Origin of the sequence: Paenibacillus thermoaerophilus (genome assembly GCF_005938195.1) — a bacterium.
GTDB lineage: Bacteria > Bacillota > Bacilli > Paenibacillales > Reconciliibacillaceae > Paenibacillus_W > Paenibacillus_W thermoaerophilus.
Genome location: NZ_VCQZ01000001.1, coordinates 135316 through 157423 on the forward strand (window position 1 = coordinate 135316; position 22108 = coordinate 157423).

Genomic DNA, 22108 nt, shown 5'->3' on the forward strand with positions numbered 1-22108 from the left:
GAGAGGAAGAGATTCGTTTAAACCTGACAGCTTATGAGGAGTTTTACGGAGCATGAGAATCGAAGCGACCCAATTGGAGCAGTTGCTGCGGCTTCAGGTGCAGCCGTCTCTCGATATTATAACGTCCGGCGAAGGGGCGGCGGCTTCCGTCGAGAAGTCGAAGACGGGGGAATTCATGGATATGCTGCAGAGCCTGCTCGGAACGGATCGTGCGGACGCTCTCGCCGGCGGCTTCGACGGCTCCGGCGGCGGTCCGGATTTGACCGCTCTTGCCGGGAGCCCGGGCGCGTTGCCGTTCCTGTCCGAGGCGGAGGCCGCAAGCTCTTACGCGCAAGCTGAACGGCCTGCCGGTTCGCCGGCCGTACCCCGGCTCATCGGCGGGCAGACCGTTCCCGAGTTCGCCGTGCCGCTGATCGAAAAGGCGAGCCGCGTCTTCGGGGTCGATGCCGCGCTGATCGCCTCCGTCATCCAGACGGAGTCCGGCTACCGGACCGATGCGGTGTCGCCCGCGGGCGCCAAAGGGCTGATGCAACTGATGGACAGCACCTCCAGATCTCTTGGGGTGCGCGATCCGTTCGATCCGGAAGCCAACGTGATGGGCGGCACGAAATATTTGGCGCAGCTGCTGGAACGGTTCGGCGGCAACGAAGGCGTGGCCCTGGCGGCTTACAACGCCGGTCCGGGACGCATCCAGCGGCTCGGCATCGCCAACGACGAGGATTTGTCAAACCGGTATCACCTGTTGCCGCAGGAGACCCAGAATTACGTGCGCAAAGTTCTTGGCCTTCGGGCCGCATCGGTTTGAGAAGCGATCGTGCTTGGCACACTAGAAGTGCCGGCGTGATCGCTCTTTTTTCGGGTCTGCCTGCGCAAGTTCAGGCGGATAGGAGGATTTCCGTTGTTATACATGGATCATTGTTCGACGACGCCTCCCCGCGAGGAGGTTGTGCGCGTCTACGCGGATGTGATGAAGTCGTATTTCGGCAACCCGTCTTCGCTTCACGGACTCGGCGCCGAAGCCGAAAAGCTGGTGCGCAAGTCCAGGGAAGTGGTGGCCAAGGCGCTGGGGGTCGATGCCGACGAAATTGTGTTTACGTCAGGGGGAACTGAAAGCAATCATCTGGCAATCCTCGGAGCCGTGCGGCGTTACGGCAACAGGGGACGCCATCTTGTCACCTCGGCTGTCGAGCATGCCTCCGTGCTGGAGGTATTCCGGCGGCTGGAGCAGGAAGGGTGGGCGGTTGACTACGTGCCCGTCGACCGGACGGGCGTGGTCGATCCCGCCGATGTGGAGCGGGCGCTGCGCCCCGATACGGTGCTGGTCTCCATCCAGCATGTCAACAACGAGCTCGGAAGCGTGCAGCCGATCGGCGACATCGCCGGGCTCGTCGCGGCGGCGGGCAAGACGCTGTTCCATGTCGACGCCGTGCAAAGCCTGGGCAAGCTGCCCATCCGGCCCCGGGAAGCGCGCATCGATCTGATGAGCTTCTCCGCCCATAAAATCCGCGGTCCCAAAGGGGTCGGCTTCCTGTACAAAAGGCGGGGGCTGGAGCTTACCCCGCTGTTCGTCGGCGGCAAGCAGGAGAGAGGCCTCCGGGCCGGCACCGAAAATGTGCCGGGAATCGTCGCCGCGGCCAAAGCCGTCAGGATGGCGGTGGAGGAGCAGAAGGCGTACGCGGAGCGGGTGGATCGTCTCCGCCGCCGCCTGCGCGCCCGTCTGGCGAAGCTTCCGGGCGTCTATCCGAACGGGCCGGACGACGATTCCCGGGCCGCGCCGCACGTCGTGAACGTGTCCGTTCCCGGGCATCGCGCCGAAATTATCGTACATGCCTTGGAACAAGAACGTATATATATATCTACGAGGTCGGCTTGCTCGTCGGGCGACAAAAGTCCGAGCCACGTACTCACCGCGGCGGGCTTGCCGCGCGAAGCCGCAACCAACGCGCTCCGCGTCGGACTTGGCGCCGAGCATACGGAACAGGATGTCGACAAACTGGTCGACAGTCTGGCGCGTGTGCTGGCATCGGGCATGGCGGCCGAAGCCGAGCCGGCTGTCGAAGGAGTCGAACGAACATGAACATCGATCATATTATGCTCCGTTTGGGGGAAATTACCTTAAAAGGACGCAACCGCGGGCGGTTTGAGGATCAAGCCCTGCGCCATGTCAAACGGGCGGTTGCGGCCTTCGAGGCGGTCACGGTGCGCCGGGAATACGGCCGTCTCTACCTCGATCTGAATGGCGAAGCTTACGAGCCGGTTGCCGAAGCGCTGCGCAAAGTGTTCGGCCTCGTCTCGTTCAGTCCGGTCATCCAGGTCAAACCGGAGCTGGAAGCGATCCAGGAGGCCGCGCTTGAGACGATCCGGCGCATGAATCCGCGCCCCCGCACCTTCAAGGTCGCGATCCGGCGCGTCAATAAAGCTTTTCCGTACGATACGCCCTCGCTTAATCCACTGATCGGCGGTTATGTGCTGAGGAACGTCCCCGACCTGAAGGTCGACGTCCGCAATCCGGATGTGACGCTTCAGGTGGAAATCCGCGACCAGTTCGCCTACGTCTATTCGGAAGTAGTCCCCGGACTCGGAGGATTTCCGGTGGGCAGCAACGGGAAAGGGATGCTGATGCTGTCGGGCGGAATCGACAGCCCGGTGGCCGGATGGCTGTCCATGCGCCGGGGGCTTGAAGTCGAGGCGGTCCATTTTCACAGCATGCCGTACACCAGCGAGCGGGCCAAACAAAAAGTGATCGATCTGGCTTCCGTGCTGAGCCGGTATGCGCCTGGAGAAATTACGCTTCATCTGGTTCCGTTCACCGACATTCAGATGAAGCTGAAGCAGGTTGCGCAGGAGCATCTGCTGATTACGATGATGCGCCGCTCGATGTTCCGCATAACCGAGCAATTGGCCGCAAAGCGGAAAGCCCGCGCGATTCTGACGGGGGAAAGCCTCGGACAAGTCGCGAGCCAGACGCTGGGCAGCCTGCAGGCGATCGGAAGCGTCGTCTCGCTTCCCGTTCTTCGGCCGCTCATCATGATGGATAAGACCGAGATCATGAAAATCGCTAACCACATCGGCACGTTCGACATTTCGATATTGCCGTACGAAGACTGCTGTACGCTGTTCGTGCCGAAATCGCCCAGCACCAATCCGAACCGGAGCGTCGTCGAATCGCACGAAAAGCGATGGGATTGGCTCAAGGAAATGGAAGAGCAGGCGGTCGAGCAAACCGAACGGCTATATATAAGCCCGTCGGGCGTCCGTACCTCGTCGCGCGGACGGGCGGCGCGCAAGCAGGCGGAGTTGGAGGAACTGTTCTAAGACCCGGAAGGCCGACGTTCGAGGAGGCGGAACCATGCTGGATTGGCTGTTGCTGTTTGCGACGATCATGCTTATCAATATCGTGCTCAGCGGGGACAACGCCGTCGTCATCGCGATGGCAAGCAAAAATCTCCCGGCGGAGCAGCGCCGCCAAGCCGCTTGGTGGGGAGCGTTCGGCGCGGTCGCGCTGCGGCTCGTGCTGACGGTCGCCGCCGTCTACTTGCTGCGTATTCCGTACATCCAGGGAATCGGGTCGGTTCTTCTCTTGTATATCGCCGTCAAGCTGCTGCTGGACGATGGCGGCGATCCCGAAAAGGTCAAGCAGGCGACCACCCTGGGCGCGGCGATCGGCACGATCATACTCGCCGACATCGTCATGAGCCTGGACAACGTCCTGGCGATCGCGGCCGCGGCTCGCGGCGATACGGCCGTGATCATCCTGGGCATCGCATTAAGCGTCCCGATTATCGTGTGGGGAAGCACTCTTGTGTCCCGGCTGCTCGACCGTTTTCCGCTGCTGATGGTGCTGGGCGCGGCCGTTCTCGGGTATACGGCCGGCGAGATGTTTGTCAGCGACGAGCGGCTCGAAGGTTTGTCCGCGTGGATCGGCCATCCCCGTCTCCTTCCGTATCTGGTCGCGCTTGCGGTCGGCCTGTTCGGTCTGGCGCGGGGCCGGTTCCTCCGTCGCGGGTCGGATTCCCGTCCCGTCTGAGGGTCTCTTTTCAAAATCCGGCAGTTCCGCTACAATGAAAAACGGAGGGAGGAACTGGACATGGCAAATTCGCGCGCGGCGCTTGGCGTCGGCATCATCGCAGTCGGCGTGCTGTTATTGCTAGGCAAACTCGGAGTATTCGGAAATATTGGAGGCGTGCTCTGGCCGTTTTTCCTGCTGGTGCCCGGCATTGCGCTTCATGTGTTATATTTCGCGAGAATTTTGCCGGTCGGCGTGCTGGTGCCCGGCGGCATATTAACCGTATACGCGCTGCTGTTTTTCTACTGCGGCATTTTCGGCTGGGACTCGCTGTCCTACTTGTGGCCGGTGTTCCCGCTTGGCGTGGCGGTCGGTTTGTACGAGCTGTACGTATTCGGGCACGAACGAGGCGTGCTGATCGCCGCTTTGATCCTGACGTCGATCAGCGTCATTTTCCTGGCCATCAACCTGATTTTCACCATCGGCATTTACCTGGTGGCGGCCGCCCTGATCGTCGGAGGCATCTATCTGCTGAAATCCCGCTCGTCTTCCCGCATGTGGTAACGGGTGCGTCTTGCGCGTCCGGCGCCCGCTCAAGTATAATAGCTTATTAGAAGAGCCAAGCGTCGGATCATCCGGCGCTTGTTTTGTGAATGCGCAACTTTCAGAATCAGACAGACAGGGGTCGAGCGACTCCCCGAGAGGAAGGAATACGGAAACCATGCTGGCCAGAACTCACCTGCGCAATATCGCCATCATCGCCCACGTCGACCACGGCAAAACGACGCTTGTCGACAAGCTGCTGCAGCAATCCGGCACGTTCCGGGAGAACGAAGCCGTCCAGGAACGGGCGATGGATTCCAACGACATCGAGCGCGAACGCGGCATTACGATTCTCGCCAAAAACACCGCCGTCCGCTATAAAGACTATTTGATCAACATTGTCGATACGCCCGGGCACGCCGACTTCGGCGGAGAAGTCGAACGGATCATGAAAATGGTCGACGGCGTGCTGCTGGTTGTCGACGCGTTCGAAGGCTGCATGCCGCAGACGAAGTTCGTGCTGCGGAAGGCGCTGGAGCAAAACTTGACGCCGATCGTCGTCGTCAACAAAATCGACCGGCCGAACGCGCGCCCGGCCGAGGTCGTCGACGAAGTGCTGGAGCTGTTTATCGAGCTGGAGGCGAACGACGATCAACTGGACTTTCCGGTCGTCTACGCGTCCGCGCTGAACGGAACCGCCAGCCTCGATCCCGCGCGTCAGGAAGAAAACATGATGGCGCTGTTCGAGACGATCGTCGAGAAAATCCCGCATCCGGTCGACAATTCGTCCGAGCCGCTGCAATTCCAGGTCACGCTGCTGGATTACAACGAATATCTGGGCCGCATCGCGATCGGCCGCGTCAACCGCGGCACCGTGAAGCAAGGCCAATCGATCGCCGTCGTCGACCGCGAAGGCAAAGTGCGCCAGGCCCGCGTCGAGAAGCTGTTCGGCTTCCAGGGGCTGAAGCGCATCGAGATCGATAGCGCCGGCGCCGGGGATATCGTCGCGATCGCGGGCATCAAGGACGTCAATATCGGCGAGACGCTGGCCGATCCGGCTCGCCCGGAGCCGCTGCCGGTGCTTAAGATCGACGAGCCGACGATGCAGATGACGTTCCTCGTCAACAACAGCCCGTTCGCCGGCCGCGAAGGCAAATGGGTGACGTCCCGCAAGCTGCGCGAGCGGTTGTTCCAGGAGCTGGAGACCGACGTGTCGCTGCGCGTCGAGGAAACGGACAGCCCGGATGCGTTTATCGTATCGGGCCGCGGCGAGCTTCACCTCGGCATCCTCATCGAGAACATGCGGCGCGAAGGTTACGAGCTGCAGGTGTCGAAGCCGGAGGTCATCATCAAGGAAATCGACGGCGTGAAGATGGAACCGCTCGAACGGCTCATTATCGACGTGCCGGAGGAAAGCATGGGCGCGGTTATGGAAAGCCTCGGCACGCGCAAAGCCGAGATGGTCAACATGATCAACAACGGCAACGGCCAAGTGCGCCTCGAGTTTATCATTCCGGCGCGGGGGCTGATCGGCTACCGGACGCAGTTCCTGACGCTTACGCGCGGCTACGGCATCATGAACCACGCGTTCGACAGCTACGGGCCTTATATAGGAGGTCAAGTCGGCGGCCGCCATCAAGGCGTGCTGATTTCCACGGAGAACGGGACGGCCACGCTGTACGGCATTCTCTCCGTCGAAGACCGCGGCACGCTGTTCGTCGAGCCGGGAACGGAAGTGTACGAAGGCATGATCGTCGGCGAGCATAACCGGGACAACGACATCGTGGTCAACATCTGCAAGGAAAAGCAGTTGACCAACATGCGTTCCGCGACCAAGGAAGAAACCGTCAAGATGAAAACGCCGAGAATGTTCAGCCTCGAACAGGCTCTCGAATATTTGAACGACGACGAATATTGCGAGATTACGCCGAAGTCGATTCGCCTGCGCAAAAAAATTCTGCAAAAAGGCGAGCGCGAGAAATACGAGAAGCAGCGCCGTCTTGCCGGCGTGCAAGGCTGACGGAGAAAGCCGCGGCCGCTCCTTCGGGGCGGCCCATCGCCCTATACGGAGGTATACGTGATGAACGGATGGCTGTCGGAGCACCCCTTGCTGACGTGGATCCTCATTTTTATTCTGATGACGTATATTTACAACCGGGTTTTCCGGGTTCGCAAGCTGCCGCCGTTAAAGGATGCGGTCATTTATCTGGGCATCGGCCTGGGCGCGCTTATGCTGCTGTTTTTCCAGATCAAGGTCGGCCTGCCGATCGTGCCCAGCATGCTGCTTGCCGTGGCGTTGATGCTGCTGGTCAAAGTCCGCTATTGGAACGAAGCGAGGCAGAAGCGCAAGGAGCAGTCCCGCACGAAATAGGAGCGTGAAGGCCGTGGAATCGTATTGGCTTGCGCCGTTGGCGACGGCCGGAAAGCTCGCGATCGGCCCGGAGCGCATCCGTCTGAGTGACGCCGGCGTGGACGATGCCGCCGGATATCTGCCTGCCGCTATGGAGGCAAGCGGCCGAAGCGGCGGACGCCGAAGGATGGCCCGAGGGCGAGCGGCTTCTGGTCACGCTGGCCGCGGACTGGACCGCCGAGGGACGCACGGTTGTGCTGCTGAAGGAGGAGAACCCGTTATGAAGCTGAGGGATGCGCTGTTCAACTGGCTGTCGATCGAGCTTGTCGCGAAGGAGCGGCCGGACGACGAGGCCGCGAGGGAGACCGTCGCCTTCTTCCGCCAAATTTTGATAGAGGACCATAATGTCGCATGGATCGGCTGGGAGCCGACGAACGACGGGCGTTACGAGGTCCGGTTCCGGATCGGGGAAGAGCCGGAGGCGCTGTTCCGATTCGACGCGGAGAGCGCGGAACAACTGATGCGCGGTCTGGAAGGCGATGCCGGCTGCGGCGGACAGAATCCGGACGGGGACGAAGCAATCCCGCAGCGAAGCTCATAACTTGGCCGCGCGCGCGATACAATGGGAATAGACCGTTTTGGCGGCGCGGTCGGCTGTGATATAATGGAATCGAAAGAATGGCCTTTGCACGCAACACGATATCCGATCGTACAAGGAGGTGCCGCTCATGGCCGAAACGATTACGGCGCTCAGCGAAGCCCTGCAGGCAAATCTGCGGCAGGAAAAGCTCGTGCTGCTGTCGACGATCGACAGCGACAGCGGCGCTCCTACCGTGAGCGCCATTTCGTGGGTGTACGCTCCCGACGGGAAGCGGGTGCGGTTCGCGATTGACGCCCGGTCCCGGCTTGTAGCCAATCTGCGCGGCAATCCGTCCGCGACGTTGACCTTGTTCGCGGAAGGGTCCGTTCACGCCATCTACGGAACGGCGCGAATATTGTCCGAAGCGCTGGAGGGCGTTCCGTTCAAGCTGGCGTGCTTCGAGCTGGAGGTCGATGCCGTGCGCGACGCGATGTTTTACGGCGCGCGCCTGACGGTGGAGCCCGCATACGAAAAAACTTACAATAAAGCCGCGGCCGAGAAACTGGACGGACAAGTGTTCGCCGCCATGGAAAAAGCCTAATTGTGCCCGAACGCACCATTAGGCTTTTTCCGTTCTTTGCGGCAACATGTCGTTTCCTGCGGTTTCCCGGGAAATGCGCGGGGGGACGGGGGCTTCCGGAATCGCGCTTCAGCGCTGGGGCTGCCCCGCCAGATCGTTGCCCGGCGTCCGTCCGGAAGTCGCGGGCTGGCGGATATCCCTCGGCATCTGCGGCACGATGCGGCCGATCAAGTCCGCCAGTTCTTCAGCGAAACCGGCCACCGGACGTCCGGCCTGGATCTTGTCCCGCAGATCGGCGATCTGCCGGTTCAGGTCGAGATCGGCGGTGACAAGCGCGGAGACGCCTTCCGGATCGTGCCGGAGCGCTTCCGCGACGGAAAATTTGATCACGTCCACCCGGCTGCGGTCCAATCCCTCCGGCACGTCGATTCCGACGATCGCCGTGCGTCCGAAGACGACGCAGCGGGCTTTTTCAACTTGGGGGATGCTTTCGGCCAGCCTCTCCAGACGGTCGGCTACCGTCTGACGGTAGTTCCCGCCGGGGGCTGGCGATTCCGCGTAGGCGCGCACGTTGTCGCCGTCCGGCGAAGGAGTGGCCGCGCCTCGGCCGGGGTTGGCGGCGCAGCCTGTCGCGGTCAGCAAACATGCGGTTAACATTCCGATCGTCGCGCTTCGAATGGCCTTCATGGCTGTCTTCCTTTCTGGCTGACGGATATAAACGTATTGTGTCTAGCTATGCCGGTTTCCATTCACATTCGGCGGGCGGGCGGCCTGCCGATTCAATCACCGCTCGGGAGGGGACCCTGCACATGCAAAAAGTTTACGTGCTCGATACGAACGTATTGCTCCATGACCCGAATGCCTTGTTCGCCTTTGAAGACAATTTGGTCGTCATCCCGGCCGCGGCGCTCGAAGAGATCGATTCGAAGAAGCGCAATGCCGATGAGCTGGGCCGCAACGCCCGGCGCGTCTCCCGTCTGCTCGATTCGCTGAGGGAGACGGGGCATCTGCATGACGGGGTAAAGCTCTCGAACGGCGGAACGCTTAAGGTGGAGCTGAACCACAAGAGCTTCAGCAAGCTGCAGGACGTGTTCGGCGAGATGACGCCGGACAATCGCATTCTCGCGGTGGCCTTGAATTATCACCTGGAGGAAAAAGAAAAACCGGAGCCGCGTCCGGTCATCATGGTCAGCAAAGACACGCTCGTCCGGATCAAGGCCGACGTGCTCGGGCTCGCGGCGGAGGATTTTCTGAGCGACCGGATCGTCGCGCTGGGCGACATGTATACGGGGTATCTGAATCTGAAGGTACATCCGGGGGTGATCGACGAGTTCTACAACTCCCGGTTTCTCACCGTCAACAGCCTCAATCTGGGCTATAACCTGCATCCGCATGAGTTCGTGATTTTGCGAGACGAGATGGGCAGCTCCAAGTCCGCTCTGCTCAAGGTGAACGGGGAGGGCAAGAAGCTGGAGCCGCTGTTTTTGAGCAACGAGCCGGTATGGGGAATCGGCGCGCGCAACGCCCAGCAGCGGATGGCGCTGGAGCTGCTGCTTAACGACGACGTGCCGCTCGTGACGCTCGCGGGCAAAGCCGGCACGGGCAAGACGCTGCTGGCGCTGGCGTCCGGCCTCATGAAGGTGGAGGACGAACGCAAATTCAAGAAGCTGCTGATCGCCCGTCCGGTCGTGCCGATGGGCAAGGATATCGGGTATTTGCCGGGGGAAAAGGAAGAGAAGCTGCGTCCGTGGATGCAGCCGATTTACGATAATCTGGAGTATTTGTTCGATACGAAAAAACGCGGGGATATCGATAAAATACTGGTCGGGCTCGGCAGCATCCAGGTTGAGGCGCTTACGTATATCCGGGGCAGGTCGATACCGGGGCAGTTCATTATTATCGACGAAGCGCAAAACCTGTCCAAACATGAGGTGAAAACCATCATCTCGCGCGTCGGCGAGGGCAGCAAAATCGTGCTGGTCGGCGATCCCGAGCAGATCGACCATCCTTATCTCGACGCTTCCAGCAACGGACTCACGTATGTCGTCGAGCGCTTCAAGGAAGAAGGGATCAGCGGCCATATCACACTGGAAAAAGGCGAACGGTCGCATCTGGCCCAACTGGCGGCCGATTTGCTGTAACGGACGGAAGCGCGCAAGGGAATCGGGGCTGTCTTCGCCGGGATCGGGAAGACAGCCTTTTTCGTCGGCGCGAATCAATCGTCATGCGCATGCGCCACGCAGCCGTACGCGCGGGCGATCTCGGCCAGAAGCGGAACATGCTGCGTCTCCGCAAGCAGCACCAGGTTCCCCGGGTCTGCATATTCGGCCAGCGTATGCTCGCGCATCTGCTCCAGCGCCGGAGCCGGTTCGGCGCCGAACGGCTGCTCGTCGGGCACGAGCACCCGCGAGACGGTCCCGGCGTACGCGTAATGAGCCCCGGACCGGCATGTAAATCCGTAGTCCGTAAAACGGGGGGACAGCACGGCTTCTTCCGGCAGGACAAGCAGTTCGATTTTTTCGCCGCTGCCGTTGAACCGTTGCAGCAGCTCCAGCACAATGTCCGCCTCTTCGCTCGTCCTCGCGATCAAGATATCCTTCTCGCGGTCGAGCAGGGAGACCCGTTCCGCGAGCTTTTTCACGAATTGAGCGTAAAATCCCGGCAGCTTGCCGTCCGGCAAGTCGATTGCGATTCCGTAAGCGATCACATCGCACTCCTCCTTCGTCTCCCATTATGCAGGCCGGTCGGGCCGAAATCAAACCGTTCGTTCGCACGGCAAAAATTCGCGCGCCTCAAATTCAAACGTTTACATGGACGACGTCATTGTCTTATGATGGAGGTTGGAGGAAAATGACGGAAGGGAAAGGAGTCGAGACCGTGACGATATCCCGCAAAATCGGCATCGCCGCGACGGCGCTTGTCATCGCGCTGCTCCCGTTTTGGCGTCCCGGCTCGGCGCCCTCCCGCTCGTCCGCCGGCGACAGCTCCTCGGGAAGCTTGGACGCGCTGGCCCGGGATTGGACGAACGAGCTTCCGGAGCCGGTCGAGCTGACGGTGGAGCTCGCCGTGCGCCCGGAGGAATTCCGGGCGTTCGAGGCGCTGAACGAGGCGTACATGTCGGCCATGCCGGGCGTAACCGTACGATTGACACGGGTCGAGGGCGAGCCGCATGAGAAATGGCTGAAGCAAGCGGCTACGGGAATCGCGGCGGATCTCTTGCTGCTGGACAACGACTGGGTGCAGCGCTTCGCTTCCCGCGGCGCGCTGCAGCCGGTTGATCTGGCGGAGCTCCTGGACGGACGCGCCGCCAACGGGCCGTGGTCGGAGAGCGTGCGCTGGAACGGCTACGATTGGGCCGTGCCCAAGGACGTCGATCCGTATGTCTGGGCGTATCGGCCGTCGGAAGGGAAGTTGACGGGCAAGGCGGCTGGAGCGGCGGAGACCGCCGTCTCGGATTGGCTGAAGCATCTGCAGACGGACGGCGGCAAGTCGGCCGGCAGTCTGCCTTTATATTTCGAGCCGGACGACGTCCATGCGCTGCCGGCTTATTTGTGGGCGCTGGGAGCGGCGTGGACGCCAATCGAACCGAAGCGGCCGGACGAGCAGCCGGACGAGGACCCCGCGAATCCGGAGCGCGCGGCCCAACTGCTGGAGCTGTACTTGTCCGGCGGGGCTGTCGGCCAAGCGCCGGAGACGGGAACCGCGCGGGCCGCTTCCGCAGCGAGCGGCGATTGGGACGCGCCCGCCGGAGGAAAAGGGGCGGAGTCGGGGAACGGAGCGGCCGGAAGCGGCGGAGGCGCTCCGTCCGCGTCCGCAGCCGCAGCCGCGTTGGACAGGGGAGAGGTCGGCGCGCTGCTGATGCGGTACTCCGACTACCGCCGGACGGCCGGAGCCGACTGGCAGTGGACCGTGCCCGACGATGGGAGGGGGACGGCGCTGACGGGAAGAAGCTATGCCGTGACCGCGGCGTCGCGGTACAAGGAAGCGGCTGTGGATTGGGTCCGCTTTATGACGTCCCCCGAAGCGGCGATGAAGCTGTGGCAGGCGGAGCCGAAATTTCCCGTCGGCCCGATCGCGTACCGCCCGTTGTCCCAGGGAACGGAAGGCGACGAACGCAGGCTGCCGGCCATCGTCGCGAAGGGGCGGATGCTTCCGCCGCATCCCGAGCTGCCGGACCGCATCGCCCGGTTGCGGACGGAGATGCGGCGGTATTTGCCCAGATTGGGCGGGGAAGGCCGCGAGCCCGATCGTCCCGGGGCGCCTCCCGGAGCCCGGGACTGGCTGGATGCCGCCGCGTCGGCCTGGAGCCGGGACCGCACGCAAATTGCGTCAGGCGGGGGAGCGGCCGACGCGCTGCGGCAGGCTCAAGCGCAAACGACCGGCTAGCCGCTTGTCTGAAGCGGCGCCGGTCGTTCGGATGGCGGGGGCGATGATTCGAAAAGATGTTGCGTCAAAACATCATCTCGATATAAAGCTGTTGGTCCTCGTGCCGCACGGTCACGCCCCCGTTTCTCTTGAACCCGGGGAGCTCGGCAGGGTCGAACGACAGATCGAATTCTTCTTCCAACGCCCGGATCGTCGATTCGTCCAGGGCGTATTCGTTAAAATGCAACTGTTCGATTTTAAACCGGATCAGCCCTTCTTCCGTCGCGGCGAATTGGCCGCGGATCGACAAAAACACGCCTTCGTTCGTGCCGGAGCCTTCCATGTACCCTTTTTTCAGCGCGAACGAAAAGTCCTCGAACAGCGGATTTTTCTCCCGCAGCAGCTCGTTGATGACGGTGTCCCGGATCGAGAACGATACCTTCTTGGCATCGAAATTCAGCGTCTGTCCGAGCCGCGGCATTAAATTTTCCAGCGTGAGCGCCGATTTCAGCCCTTCGAAGTACGTCCGAAACTTCGGCTTGCCCACTTCGGTCCATTGCATCCCCAGCGTCTCGATCTGCTGCTTCAGCGCCTCGGCTTCCTCGCCTTCGGCCTCGGCCAGAGCGGCGGCGATGCTTGCTTCCAGCTCGACCTGGCGCTCCCGCTCTCTCAGCAGCGTGTCGCGTATTCTCGCGCTTTCCGCCAACTGGCCGTTCAGTTCGTTCCGGAGCGCCATCAGTTGCTTTTGCGCGTCGACGGATTGCTTCAGCAGCATCTGGTCGCGAGAGATGATCCGGTCCAGATAAATGGCGAGATCGACCGCCTGCGCCAGCGACTTGCTCGACAGGAGCAGCAACCATAGCGACTGGCGTTCTCCCGTGTAGTAGGACCGGATGACTCGGCCCGCCCGCTTGCGCGTCTCCGCCGCCCACTGTTCTTGCCGGACCGTCTCCGTCTCCAGCTCCGATATGCGGATTTTCATGGAGTCCTCGCGTTCTTTGAGGCGCACGAGCTCTTCGTCGATTTGCTTCACGCTCAGCGCCTTCTGCAAGATGTCCTTGAACTCCGAGCCTTCGGACGAACCGGTCTCCGCCAGTCCCGCCCCCGACGCGGCCGTCAGCGCCACGGCCGCCGCCAGAAGCACGATCCACCATCTGCGCATGTCGGTTCCTCCTTGTCCCCCTAACCTATCCTATCAACTCCGCCGGATTCTCATGCCTGCGATTTCGGCCGGCGATCTCTATCTTCCGGCGAGCACTCCGATCAGATTGTCCAACGGCCGGGTGCGCTCGGGAACCGGACGGTCGTAAGCCACCGGCTCATTCCAGCCGTCGTATCCGAGCAAGCCGGCAACAGCCCATGCCGGCAGACTTCGTCCGCAGGCCATCGTTACGCCTCCCCCGTTGTCAAAGATGTCCGATCAACCGGGACTTTTCCCGGTTCTCCGTTGTCTGTTGAGTATTATAACGCTTATAATGGGGCTTGTCAGGGGGAAATCCGATGAACGACAGCCCGAATCCGTTAACCGTCCGAATCGCGGAAGCGATCTGGCGCTCGCCGCGCCGGGCGATTCCGTTCCGCGATTACATGAATCTTGCCTTATACGAGCCCGAATGGGGCTATTATATGAGAAGCCGGCCCAAAATCGGCCGGGACGGCGATTTTTACACCAGCGCCAACATCGGCGGCGTCATGGGAGAGATGATCGCCCGCGAAGCCCTGAAGCTGAGCGCTTCGGGGGAACCGCTGCGGATCGCGGAGTGGGGCGGCGGCACGGGGGCGATGGCCTTGTCCGTGCTGGAAGCGATCGCGCGTCTGTCGCCCGGCAAGCTCGGCGGTACGACGTATACGCTCGTCGAGAGCAGCCCCTACCATCGCCGGCTTCAGCGGCAGACGCTGCAACCGTACGCGCCGATGGTGCGGATATGGACTCCCGAGCAGTGGCGGGAGGAAGCCCCTCACCGCTTCGAGCTCGTCTTCGCCAACGAGCTGCTCGACGCTTTCCCCGTCCATCGAGTCGTCCGGCGCGGCGGCGTCTGGCTGGAGTCTTATGTCGCACTCGCGGAAGGAGCCCCCGGCTCCGGCGATTTCGCCGAGCGGTGGCTGGAGCCGACGGCGGCGGCGGCCGAGGCGCTTGAGACATGGTCCGCGAATGACGTGCCGGAGGGAAAAATCGTCGAACTGTGCCCCGACGCTTGCGGCTGGATCGCGATGATGGGGCGAACGCTGTCCGACGGCACGCTGCTGCTGCTCGACTACGGCGACGAGCGGCGGGAACTGCTGGCCGACCATCGGATGCAGGGCACGCTGGCCGTCTACAGCAGGCACAGGCGGCTGGATGATTGGTGGAATGCGCCCGGCGAACGGGATCTCACCGCCCATGTCGATTTTACCGCCGTGCGCGGCGCGGCGGAAGCCGCGGGGTTTGCCGTCGAGCAATACGCCACGCAGAAGGAATTTCTCCTCCAGGCGGGCGTCTTCGATCTGTTGAGAAATACGGCGTCGGCCGATCCGTTCCATCCGGACACCCGCCGCAACCGCGCGGTTCGGCAACTGCTGCTGTCGGACGGCATGAGCGAGCTGTTCAAGGTGCTGCGCCTTCGCCGCCGTGCCGACTGAACCGCCCCGAACCCGCATCCCGCAAAAAACGCCCGTCCTCTCCGGCTCCCGGATCGGACGGGCGTTTTTTGCGCTCGGAACTATACTTCCAGCTTGAAGTACGACCAGTACGTAAAACCGATGAACGAAAGGATCATATACCCCCAAAACATCAAGATATACGTCCGTTCGGACAAATTCATGTATCCCAGGAAGATGAACAAGGCTGTCTGGAAGAAGAACAGCAGCGCCATCTCCTTCATGTCGCCGGCCAGAGCCATCAGGCCGATCGCCAGCGTCCAGAAGCCGAGCACTCTATACATGCGTGCCACCGTGCAGTCCCCCTCTCTGTCAAAGGCAATAAGGAGTTCCAAGCCCAAATTTATACTGCCATTATACCTGTTGCCGGTGCGGCTGTAAACGGTCAGCCGTGACGAATTTGCAAACATTCGGGACTAGTCTTCCGTGCTGTCGCGGAAATATGTATGTCCGGCAAAAATTTTGGTTATACCTTTTACTACGGGTAGATTCTATGAACTCTAGCAAGCGCATAGACATAATGCAGCGATGAATGGAGTTATTTTAATCACAGGCGACCAAGAGGTTAGGAGGTCTTGAAATGGCAACCGTCCGGCAAGATGCTTGGAGCGAGGAAGACGATTTGATTTTGGCAGAGGTGACGCTGCGCCATATCCGCGAAGGGGGAACCCAGCTCGCGGCGTTCGACGAGGTGGGCGAGCGAATCGGCCGCACGGCGGCGGCATGCGGCTTCCGCTGGAACAGTTGCGTCCGCAAAAAATACGAATCTGCGATCCAGATCGCGAAGACGCAACGGCAGAAACGGAAAGCCGCACGGCGTTCGTCCGTTTCCGTGTCGTCGGTCGCGCTGTCGGAGGCGGGCGAGGAGCGGGAACAGCTCGGAGGCGAGGAGAGCCTGACGATCGACGCCGTGATCCGGTTCCTGCGGCAGCTTAAGGGCAATTATCAGGAAACGACGCGCCAGCTCAAATCGCTTGAGAAAGAGTTGCGCGAGAAAGAGTTCGAGCTGGAGGCGCTGCGCCGGGAGAAGGAGCAGCTAAGCCGAGAAATGGATCATGTGCAGACCGATTACCGCGTCGTGAACGACGATTACAAGGCGTTGATCCAGATCATGGACCGCGCCCGCAAGCTGGCCTTCCTGTCGGAGGACGACGAAGACCAGCGGACCAAGTTCAAAATGGATGCGAACGGCAACCTGGAGCGAATCGAATAAGACGGGAACGGCTTGCGAATCCCCGGAAGGGCGGGACGCACGCCGTTTTTTTGTGTCCGCGGGAGAAAACGTGCCGACGCGGGCGCTTTTTCGTTTTCCTGCGGGCTCCGGCATGGTATGATGGAGAGAACAGGGAAGAAAGAAATGGAAGGAGCGCATGAAGAGTGGCGGATAAGGACCTGCCCGCGGTAACCGTCATAGGTGCCGGTTCGGTCGGCTTGCTGCTGGCGGGCGACCTGGCCGCGGCGGGCGCGCGGACGACGATCGTCGCCCGGACCCGGGCGCAAGCGGAGGCGATCGGACGCTATGGCATCGCCGTTCGGGAAGCGGACGGCTCGCGGCGCGTATCGCATCCGGCTTCGACATGGGCGGACGAGACTCCGGCAAGGGGCGGTTCCGCCGACTGGGTCGTCTTGTGCGTCAAGCAGCCCGACCTTGACGACCGAATCTGCGGCATCGCGCTGGGCCATGCCGGGGCGGCGGGCCGCATTTTGGCGGTGCAGAACGGGATCGGGCATGAGGAATGGCTGGCCGAACGCATCGAGCGAAGCAGGCTGCGCGTGGCGGTGACGACGATCGGCGCGCGCCGGACCGGCGCAGCCGGCGTCGACCGGACGGGCCGGGGAATGACTTCGATCGGCCGCGCGGACGATAACGGCGCCGGAGCCGGGCGGGCGCGGCAGGCTGGCGTCGCGGCGCCCGACGAATCGGACGAGCGCTTCATGCGGCTGCTGCGGGCGGCCGGATGGTCTTGCGAATGGACGGACGATCTGCGCCGGCTCTTATGGGATAAGCTGACCGTCAATGCCATCATCAATCCGCTGACCGCGCTGCTGCGCGTGCCGAACGGCCGATTGGCGTCGTCTCCCGATACGAAGCGGCTCATGCGCGAGTTGTACGGGGAGATCGAGCGGTTGAGGGTTGCCGAAGGCGTTCCGGCGGGGCCGGACATGTGGGAACGCGTATTGGAGGTGTGCCGGCGGACGGCCGCCAACCGTTCTTCCATGCTTCAGGACGTGGAGAGGGGACGGCCGACGGAGCTGGACTGGATCACGGGCAGCCTGCTCCGGGCCGCGGAACGCCGCGGCGTCGCCATGCCGGCGAACCGGACGGTATATCTGTTGTTGAAAGCGGGATTGTCGACGGGAACGGAGGTCGAGCGGGATGTCCGCCATCTGGGAATGGATTGCTGAGTTTTACGCCTTGCTGGCAGCGGTTCCTTTTGCCGTGTTCGCGGCGGTCTGGGCGGGCGTCTGCGCGCTGACCCGCGACAAGAAGCGGGCGGGAAGGGCCGCCATCGACGTCACGACGGCTCTGCTGCTGGGAACGGTCTACGGCTTGATGGAGATGGTATGGGGGACGACGTTCCCGTTTTTCGCCCTGATTCTGGTCCTGCTTGTCCTGTTCGGACTGATCGGCAACGCGCAGATGAAGGCGAAAGGCAGGATGAACGCCCGCCGCGCGTTTCAATTCGTCTGGCGCATCGCCTTTATGGCGATGGCGCCGATCTACGTCATCCTCATGGCGGTTGGGCTCTGGCAGTACACGGCCGCTTGACGGAGCGCCGGCCGGACGGTCGCTTCGATGTTTGGAAAGCGGTTACACAAAGCGCGGGATAAGCATGAGGCTTTCGCGGGCGTAGCGCAGAGCCGTTGTTACGGCCCGGGGACAGCCCGGTCCAACGCCCGCGTCCGGCCGAACCGGCTTCCTCCCGGCATCGTTTTAACACGTGAATCATTAGCGTGCCGAAGCATTCGGGGAGGCGCAAGCCGATGGGCGAAAATCCTTTCACCCTTTCACGAACGGTACGCCGGCAACCGGTTGAAATAAATTTAAACCGATCAGAAAAAGAGGATTTTTCGGCCGTTTGGCCGCGCATCTTGATTTTTTGTTTCATAAGTCTTAACAACTTGTAAAAATTAATTATGGACATTCTTTGGACAAATGATATAATGGGCCTCGGGGAAATTTTTATTCGAGATGTCATTCGATGTCGAAATTATATTTCAAAACCTTCCGAAACCCCTTACTTATTTTCCCGGACGTACGCGGCTGCGGCCTGTACGCATATATGCAAGTAGAAAAAATAGAGGAGGCTGACTTATGAAAGCAAAGAAATGGCTTTCGGCCGGTCTGGCGATGGCGGTGCTTGGCACAGCCGTCGTAGGCTGCTCCAGCGATGACGAGGGGACCAAGTCGGAAGGGGGCGCAGGTTCCGCCGCGCCCGCGGCGAAGCAGGAAATCAACGTAAACTTTGCGGCTGAACCGCCTGCGCTCGACAGCTCGAAGGGCACGACCAACGCGGCGTTCACGATGCTGCACGCGATGCACGAAGGACTCGTGCGTCTGGACAAAGACGGCAAAGCGACGCCGGGTCTGGCGAAAGAGCTGCCCAAAGTGTCGGAAGACGGGTTGACTTACACGTTTACACTCCGCGACAACCTGAAATGGGCCGACGGCTCGCCGCTGACGGCCAACGATTTCGTCGAAGCGTACCGCCGTACGCTCGATCCGGAGACGAAGGCGCTGTACGGATTCATGGTTGCCTGGATCAAGGGCGGCAACGATCTGTTGGCGGCGAAAACTCCGGAAGAAGTCAAAGCGAAAAAAGAAGCGCTTGGCGTCAAAGCGATCGACGACAAAACGCTGGAGATCAAGCTGGAGAGACCCGTTCCGTTCTTTACGGAGCTGCTGGCTTTCCCGATCTTCTACCCGCAAAACCAAAAAATGGTTCAACAGGCCGGCGAAAAATACGGCGCGGACGCCGACAAAATCATCGGCGCAGGTCCGTACAAGCTGACCGAATGGCTGCACGAGCAGCGGCTTGTGTTCACGAAAAACGAGAACTACTGGGACGCCGCGAACGTGAAGCTGGAGAAAATCACGGTCAACATCGTAAAAGATCCGCAAACAGGCCTCAACCTGTTCGAGAGCGGCCAAGCCGACTGGACGTATCTCCGCGGCGACTCCGTGCAACTGTACGAAGGCAAGCCGGAGTATACGCCCAAGCGCGAGCTGGTCAACGCCTATGTCATGCTGCAGCAGGATAAATTCCCGGCGTTCAAAAACGCCAAAATCCGTCAGGCGCTCAGCATGGCGATCAACTCGAAAGCGCTGGTCGACACGGTGCTGAAAAACGGTTCCGTCCCCTCGACGGGGTTCATTCCGAACGGCACAAGCGACGGCAACGGGGGCGACTTCCGCAAAGTAGCGGGCGACACCCAGCCGAAGTTCGACGTGGAAAAAGCCAAAGCGCTGCTGGCCGAAGGCCTGGCAGAACTGAACTTGACGGCTCTGCCGAAGTTCAAGCTGATGGCCGACGACACGGATGCCGGCAAGAAGACTCTGGAATTCGTCCTGGCCCAGTGGAAGCAAAACTTGGGCGTCGAAGCCGAAGCCGAGCCGGTGCCGCACGAACTGCGCGTAGATCGTCAGAACAAAGGCGATTACCAAGCAGTCATGGCTCTGTGGGGAGCCGACTACAACGACCCGATGACGTTCCTGGATCTGTGGCTGTCCGACGCTGCCTTGAACTCCACGGGTTGGAAGAACGCTCAGTATGACGCGCTGGTCAAAGGCGCCCAAGTCCAAACCGACCGCGCGAAACGCTCGGCCGATCTCGTAGCCGCAGAGAAGCTGCTGATGCAAGAAATGCCGATTCTGCCGATTTACTTCCGTCAATCGATCTTCGCGAAGAATACGAAGCTGGAAAACGTCGTGCTGCCGTCCTACGGCGCCGAGTGGGATTTCCGCTGGGCTTACGTGAAGGGCTGATCTGACTAATCTGAAAGCGAGCTTGCCGATAAAGGCTTACCGCTTCATTTGAGGATGCCGGAGAGGAGGCTGTTCCGAGCACGCGCCCGGAAGACGGACGCGATCCATGCCGATGCGCAGGATTGCGGTGCCGTTGTCATCCGGCGCGCGCTTCGGTCAGCCTCTTTTTTACGGTTAAGAACCTTAAGGAGGTGCCGCTATGCTGAAGTATATCCTCAGACGATTTTTGTACATGCTCCTCACCCTTTGGCTGATCGTTACGGTCACCTTCGTGCTGATGAAGAATCTGCCCGGCGATCCGTTCGGCGAGATGACGCTGAAAATGACGCCGCAGCAAAAGCAGATTCTTTATGAGCAGTACGGGCTCGACAAACCGGTGTGGGAGCAATACCTGATCTATATGAAAAACTTGCTGCAGGGAGATCTCGGCGTCTCCTATCAATACCCGAGCACCACTGTTGTTGAAAAAATCGCGCAGGCGTTCCCCGCTTCACTGGAGCTGGGCATTTGGGCGATCGCGATTGCCGTAATCGTCGGCCTTACGCTCGGTACGATCGCGGCGCTTAATCACAACAAACCCGCCGACTACCTGGCCATGATCACGGCGATTGCCGGCGTCTCGATTCCGTCTTTCGTTCTCGGGCCGCTGCTCTCTTATTATGTGGGCCTGAAGCTGGGATGGTTCCCGCCGGGACTGTGGAACGGTTGGGAATCCCGCGTCCTTCCGGCCGTCGCGCTGTCGTTCGGGACGATTGCGATTCTCGCGCGTCTGATGCGGACGACGATGCTGGACGTGCTGGGACAAGATTATATCAAGACGGCTAAAGCCAAAGGGCTGTCCAGGACAGCGATCATCACCAAGCATACGTTCCGCAACGCGATGCTGCCGATCGTCACGATTCTCGGACCGACATTCGTCAATATTATCACGGGTACCCTCGTGGTGGAGCAAATTTTTAGCGTGCCGGGCCTCGGCAAGCACTTCGTGCAATCGGTGCAAACAAGCGACTATACCATGATTACGGGTTTGACCATTTTTTACGCGACGATTTTGATTGTGGCATTGTTTATCACGGACATTTTGTACGGATTTATTGATCCGCGCATCCGGTTGGCAAGGGGGAAATCGTGACGATGGACGCATCCAAACAACCGTTCAAACCGCTCGAACGGAGCGTAATCGGCCAGGAGCGCATTGTTCGTCCGACCTTGGGCTACTGGCAGGATGCCTGGAGACGGCTTAAGAAAAACAAGCTGGCGATGGCCGGATTAGTGATATTGATTTTGCTGACGATCATGTCGATCATCGGACCGATGATGTCGCCCCACACGTACGACTTTCAGAACTACGAGAAGACGAACCTGCGTCCGAACGCCGAATACTGGTTCGGCACGGACGATTTCGGCCGCGACCTGTGGACGCGCGTCTGGATGGGGACTCGCATCTCGCTGTTCATCGGCGTCATGGCGGCGCTGATCGATCTTGTGCTGGGCGTTCTGTACGGCGGGATCTCCGCTTATTACGGAGGCCGCATTGACAATGTCATGCAGCGGTTTATCGAAGTGGTGTACAGCATCCCGTATCTGCTGATCGCGATCCTGCTCGTCATGGTGCTGGAGCCGGGCGTCTGGGCGATTATTTTCGCCTACGCGATTACCGGTTGGATCGGGATGGCTCGGCTCGTCCGCGGACAACTGCTGTCTCTCAAGGAGCAGGAGTTCGTGCTGGCGGGACGCACGCTGGGCGCGGGGGCGCGCCGCATTATTTTGCGTCACCTGATTCCGAACTCGCTCGGGGTTATTATCGTCAGCATCACGTTTGCCGTGCCTTCGGCGATCTTCGCGGAAGCGTTCCTGAGCTTTATCGGCATCGGCATCAAGCCGCCGCTCGCTTCGCTGGGCGCGCTGCTGTCCGACGGCGCCATCTCGATGCGGCTGCATCCGCATCGGCTGTTGATCCCGACGGCCGTGTTCAGTTTGATTCTGCTGAGCTTCAACCTGCTCGGCGACGGTCTGCGCGATGCGCTTGACCCGAAAATGCGCAAGTAACCGCAACGGTT

Annotated in this window: 24 protein-coding genes; 19 read left to right on the forward strand and 5 right to left on the reverse strand. The window is 60.9% G+C overall.

Going from position 1 to position 22108, the window contains the following annotated elements:
* Nucleotides 1-52: 52 nt before the first annotated feature.
* The 10 genes from FE781_RS17945 to FE781_RS00645 all read left to right on the forward strand — a co-directional run bounded on the left by FE781_RS17945 (nucleotide 53) and on the right by FE781_RS00645 (nucleotide 8080).
* Nucleotides 53-805, forward strand: coding sequence for a lytic transglycosylase domain-containing protein (locus FE781_RS17945; protein WP_211346273.1), 753 nt, complete (start codon nucleotides 53-55; stop codon nucleotides 803-805).
* 102 nt (nucleotides 806-907) lie between these two features.
* Nucleotides 908-2077: a cysteine desulfurase family protein gene (locus FE781_RS00610; protein WP_138787849.1), complete on the forward strand. Its 1170-nt coding sequence runs from the start codon at nucleotides 908-910 to the stop codon at nucleotides 2075-2077.
* Nucleotides 2074-3315, forward strand: a complete 1242-nt coding sequence (thiI, locus tag FE781_RS00615) for a tRNA uracil 4-sulfurtransferase ThiI (RefSeq protein WP_138787688.1) — start codon at nucleotides 2074-2076, stop codon at nucleotides 3313-3315. The genes FE781_RS00610 and thiI overlap by 4 nt, the downstream gene beginning before the upstream one ends.
* Nucleotides 3316-3349: 34 nt before the next feature.
* Nucleotides 3350-4027, forward strand: coding sequence for a TerC family protein (locus tag FE781_RS00620; protein ID WP_138787689.1), 678 nt, complete (start codon nucleotides 3350-3352; stop codon nucleotides 4025-4027).
* 60 nt (nucleotides 4028-4087) lie between these two features.
* Nucleotides 4088-4570, forward strand: a complete 483-nt coding sequence (locus FE781_RS00625; RefSeq protein ID WP_138787690.1) for a hypothetical protein — start codon at nucleotides 4088-4090, stop codon at nucleotides 4568-4570.
* Nucleotides 4571-4727: 157 nt separating this feature from the next.
* On the forward strand, nucleotides 4728-6569 hold the full coding sequence (gene typA / locus FE781_RS00630) for a translational GTPase TypA (protein ID WP_138787691.1): 1842 nt from the start codon (nucleotides 4728-4730) through the stop codon (nucleotides 6567-6569).
* A gap of 60 nt (nucleotides 6570-6629) precedes the next feature.
* Entirely contained in the window at nucleotides 6630-6920 is a 291-nt protein-coding gene (locus FE781_RS00635) for a YlaH-like family protein (protein ID WP_138787692.1), read from the forward strand.
* An 86-nt stretch (nucleotides 6921-7006) separates the two neighbouring features.
* The gene (locus tag FE781_RS17350; RefSeq protein WP_170209378.1) at nucleotides 7007-7183 is read left to right on the forward strand and encodes a hypothetical protein; all 177 of its coding nucleotides are present in this window, start codon (nucleotides 7007-7009) and stop codon (nucleotides 7181-7183) included.
* Nucleotides 7180-7500: a hypothetical protein gene (locus FE781_RS00640; RefSeq protein ID WP_211346275.1), complete on the forward strand. Its 321-nt coding sequence runs from the start codon at nucleotides 7180-7182 to the stop codon at nucleotides 7498-7500. Before FE781_RS17350 ends, FE781_RS00640 begins: the two co-directional genes overlap by 4 nt.
* A 127-nt stretch (nucleotides 7501-7627) precedes the next feature.
* Entirely contained in the window at nucleotides 7628-8080 is a 453-nt protein-coding gene (locus tag FE781_RS00645; RefSeq protein WP_138787693.1) for a pyridoxamine 5'-phosphate oxidase family protein, read from the forward strand.
* A 108-nt stretch (nucleotides 8081-8188) separates the two neighbouring features.
* On the opposite strand, the gene FE781_RS00650 is transcribed toward FE781_RS00645, so the two are convergent.
* Nucleotides 8189-8746: a YhcN/YlaJ family sporulation lipoprotein gene (locus tag FE781_RS00650; protein ID WP_246067971.1), complete on the reverse strand. Its 558-nt coding sequence runs from the start codon at nucleotides 8744-8746 to the stop codon at nucleotides 8189-8191.
* A 122-nt stretch (nucleotides 8747-8868) separates the two neighbouring features.
* Between FE781_RS00650 and FE781_RS00655 the strand changes: the two genes are divergently transcribed.
* Nucleotides 8869-10200, forward strand: a complete 1332-nt coding sequence (locus FE781_RS00655) for a PhoH family protein (protein ID WP_138787694.1) — start codon at nucleotides 8869-8871, stop codon at nucleotides 10198-10200.
* A 74-nt stretch (nucleotides 10201-10274) separates the two neighbouring features.
* Here the strand turns inward: FE781_RS00655 and FE781_RS00660 are convergent, their stop codons facing one another.
* Nucleotides 10275-10766, reverse strand: a complete 492-nt coding sequence (locus FE781_RS00660) for a hypothetical protein (protein ID WP_138787695.1) — start codon at nucleotides 10764-10766, stop codon at nucleotides 10275-10277.
* A 143-nt stretch (nucleotides 10767-10909) separates the two neighbouring features.
* On the opposite strand from FE781_RS00660, the gene FE781_RS00665 reads away from it, so the two are divergent.
* Entirely contained in the window at nucleotides 10910-12445 is a 1536-nt protein-coding gene (locus tag FE781_RS00665) for an extracellular solute-binding protein (protein ID WP_170209379.1), read from the forward strand.
* A 64-nt stretch (nucleotides 12446-12509) separates the two neighbouring features.
* On the opposite strand, the gene FE781_RS00670 is transcribed toward FE781_RS00665, so the two are convergent.
* The gene (locus FE781_RS00670) at nucleotides 12510-13586 is read right to left on the reverse strand and encodes a hypothetical protein (RefSeq protein ID WP_138787697.1); all 1077 of its coding nucleotides are present in this window, start codon (nucleotides 13584-13586) and stop codon (nucleotides 12510-12512) included.
* A 78-nt stretch (nucleotides 13587-13664) separates the two neighbouring features.
* Entirely contained in the window at nucleotides 13665-13811 is a 147-nt protein-coding gene (locus FE781_RS17355; RefSeq protein ID WP_170209380.1) for a hypothetical protein, read from the reverse strand.
* A gap of 113 nt (nucleotides 13812-13924) precedes the next feature.
* On the opposite strand from FE781_RS17355, the gene FE781_RS00675 reads away from it, so the two are divergent.
* Nucleotides 13925-15043, forward strand: a complete 1119-nt coding sequence (locus FE781_RS00675) for a class I SAM-dependent methyltransferase (protein ID WP_138787698.1) — start codon at nucleotides 13925-13927, stop codon at nucleotides 15041-15043.
* 80 nt (nucleotides 15044-15123) lie between these two features.
* On the opposite strand, the gene FE781_RS00680 is transcribed toward FE781_RS00675, so the two are convergent.
* On the reverse strand, nucleotides 15124-15354 hold the full coding sequence (locus tag FE781_RS00680) for a DUF2626 domain-containing protein (protein WP_138787699.1): 231 nt from the start codon (nucleotides 15352-15354) through the stop codon (nucleotides 15124-15126).
* Between the two features lie 287 nt (nucleotides 15355-15641).
* Here FE781_RS00680 and FE781_RS00685 point away from each other — a divergent pair, with 287 nt between their 5' ends.
* The 6 genes from FE781_RS00685 to FE781_RS00710 all read left to right on the forward strand — a co-directional run bounded on the left by FE781_RS00685 (nucleotide 15642) and on the right by FE781_RS00710 (nucleotide 22097).
* A complete protein-coding gene (locus tag FE781_RS00685; RefSeq protein ID WP_138787700.1) occupies nucleotides 15642-16274 on the forward strand; it encodes an RsfA family transcriptional regulator in 633 nt (210 codons plus the stop codon).
* 164 nt (nucleotides 16275-16438) lie between these two features.
* The gene (locus FE781_RS00690; protein ID WP_138787701.1) at nucleotides 16439-17467 is read left to right on the forward strand and encodes a ketopantoate reductase family protein; all 1029 of its coding nucleotides are present in this window, start codon (nucleotides 16439-16441) and stop codon (nucleotides 17465-17467) included.
* A complete protein-coding gene (locus FE781_RS00695; protein WP_138787702.1) occupies nucleotides 17439-17831 on the forward strand; it encodes a DUF3397 domain-containing protein in 393 nt (130 codons plus the stop codon). The genes FE781_RS00690 and FE781_RS00695 overlap by 29 nt, the downstream gene beginning before the upstream one ends.
* 546 nt (nucleotides 17832-18377) lie before the next feature.
* Nucleotides 18378-20048 (forward strand): peptide ABC transporter substrate-binding protein, encoded by a 1671-nt coding sequence (locus FE781_RS00700; protein WP_138787703.1) that lies wholly within the window; start codon nucleotides 18378-18380, stop codon nucleotides 20046-20048.
* Between the two features lie 199 nt (nucleotides 20049-20247).
* Nucleotides 20248-21180 (forward strand): ABC transporter permease, encoded by a 933-nt coding sequence (locus FE781_RS00705; protein ID WP_138787704.1) that lies wholly within the window; start codon nucleotides 20248-20250, stop codon nucleotides 21178-21180.
* Nucleotides 21181-21182: 2 nt separating this feature from the next.
* The gene (locus FE781_RS00710) at nucleotides 21183-22097 is read left to right on the forward strand and encodes an ABC transporter permease (protein WP_138787705.1); all 915 of its coding nucleotides are present in this window, start codon (nucleotides 21183-21185) and stop codon (nucleotides 22095-22097) included.
* Nucleotides 22098-22108 lie beyond the last annotated feature (11 nt).

Excerpts from the sequence above, each read along its gene's own strand:
- FE781_RS00610 (WP_138787849.1), top strand. The coding sequence starts at position 908 with ATGGATCATTGTTCGACGACGCCTCCCCGCGAGGAGGTTGTGCGCGTC.
- FE781_RS00685 (WP_138787700.1), top strand. The coding sequence starts at position 15,642 with ATGGCAACCGTCCGGCAAGATGCTTGGAGCGAGGAAGACGATTTGATT.
- FE781_RS00645 (WP_138787693.1), top strand. The coding sequence starts at position 7,628 with ATGGCCGAAACGATTACGGCGCTCAGCGAAGCCCTGCAGGCAAATCTG.
- FE781_RS00695 (WP_138787702.1), top strand. The coding sequence starts at position 17,439 with ATGTCCGCCATCTGGGAATGGATTGCTGAGTTTTACGCCTTGCTGGCA.
- FE781_RS00635 (WP_138787692.1), top strand. The coding sequence starts at position 6,630 with ATGAACGGATGGCTGTCGGAGCACCCCTTGCTGACGTGGATCCTCATT.
- FE781_RS17355 (WP_170209380.1), bottom strand. The coding sequence starts at position 13,811 with ATGGCCTGCGGACGAAGTCTGCCGGCATGGGCTGTTGCCGGCTTGCTC.
- FE781_RS00625 (WP_138787690.1), top strand. The coding sequence starts at position 4,088 with ATGGCAAATTCGCGCGCGGCGCTTGGCGTCGGCATCATCGCAGTCGGC.
- FE781_RS00700 (WP_138787703.1), top strand. The coding sequence starts at position 18,378 with ATGAAAGCAAAGAAATGGCTTTCGGCCGGTCTGGCGATGGCGGTGCTT.
- FE781_RS00675 (WP_138787698.1), top strand. The coding sequence starts at position 13,925 with ATGAACGACAGCCCGAATCCGTTAACCGTCCGAATCGCGGAAGCGATC.
- FE781_RS00710 (WP_138787705.1), top strand. The coding sequence starts at position 21,183 with ATGGACGCATCCAAACAACCGTTCAAACCGCTCGAACGGAGCGTAATC.
- FE781_RS00670 (WP_138787697.1), bottom strand. The coding sequence starts at position 13,586 with ATGCGCAGATGGTGGATCGTGCTTCTGGCGGCGGCCGTGGCGCTGACG.
- thiI (WP_138787688.1), top strand. The coding sequence starts at position 2,074 with ATGAACATCGATCATATTATGCTCCGTTTGGGGGAAATTACCTTAAAA.
- FE781_RS00640 (WP_211346275.1), top strand. The coding sequence starts at position 7,180 with ATGAAGCTGAGGGATGCGCTGTTCAACTGGCTGTCGATCGAGCTTGTC.
- FE781_RS17945 (WP_211346273.1), top strand. The coding sequence starts at position 53 with ATGAGAATCGAAGCGACCCAATTGGAGCAGTTGCTGCGGCTTCAGGTG.
- FE781_RS00620 (WP_138787689.1), top strand. The coding sequence starts at position 3,350 with ATGCTGGATTGGCTGTTGCTGTTTGCGACGATCATGCTTATCAATATC.
- FE781_RS00705 (WP_138787704.1), top strand. The coding sequence starts at position 20,248 with ATGCTGAAGTATATCCTCAGACGATTTTTGTACATGCTCCTCACCCTT.
- FE781_RS00665 (WP_170209379.1), top strand. The coding sequence starts at position 10,910 with ATGACGGAAGGGAAAGGAGTCGAGACCGTGACGATATCCCGCAAAATC.
- FE781_RS00655 (WP_138787694.1), top strand. The coding sequence starts at position 8,869 with ATGCAAAAAGTTTACGTGCTCGATACGAACGTATTGCTCCATGACCCG.
- typA (WP_138787691.1), top strand. The coding sequence starts at position 4,728 with ATGCTGGCCAGAACTCACCTGCGCAATATCGCCATCATCGCCCACGTC.
- FE781_RS00650 (WP_246067971.1), bottom strand. The coding sequence starts at position 8,746 with ATGAAGGCCATTCGAAGCGCGACGATCGGAATGTTAACCGCATGTTTG.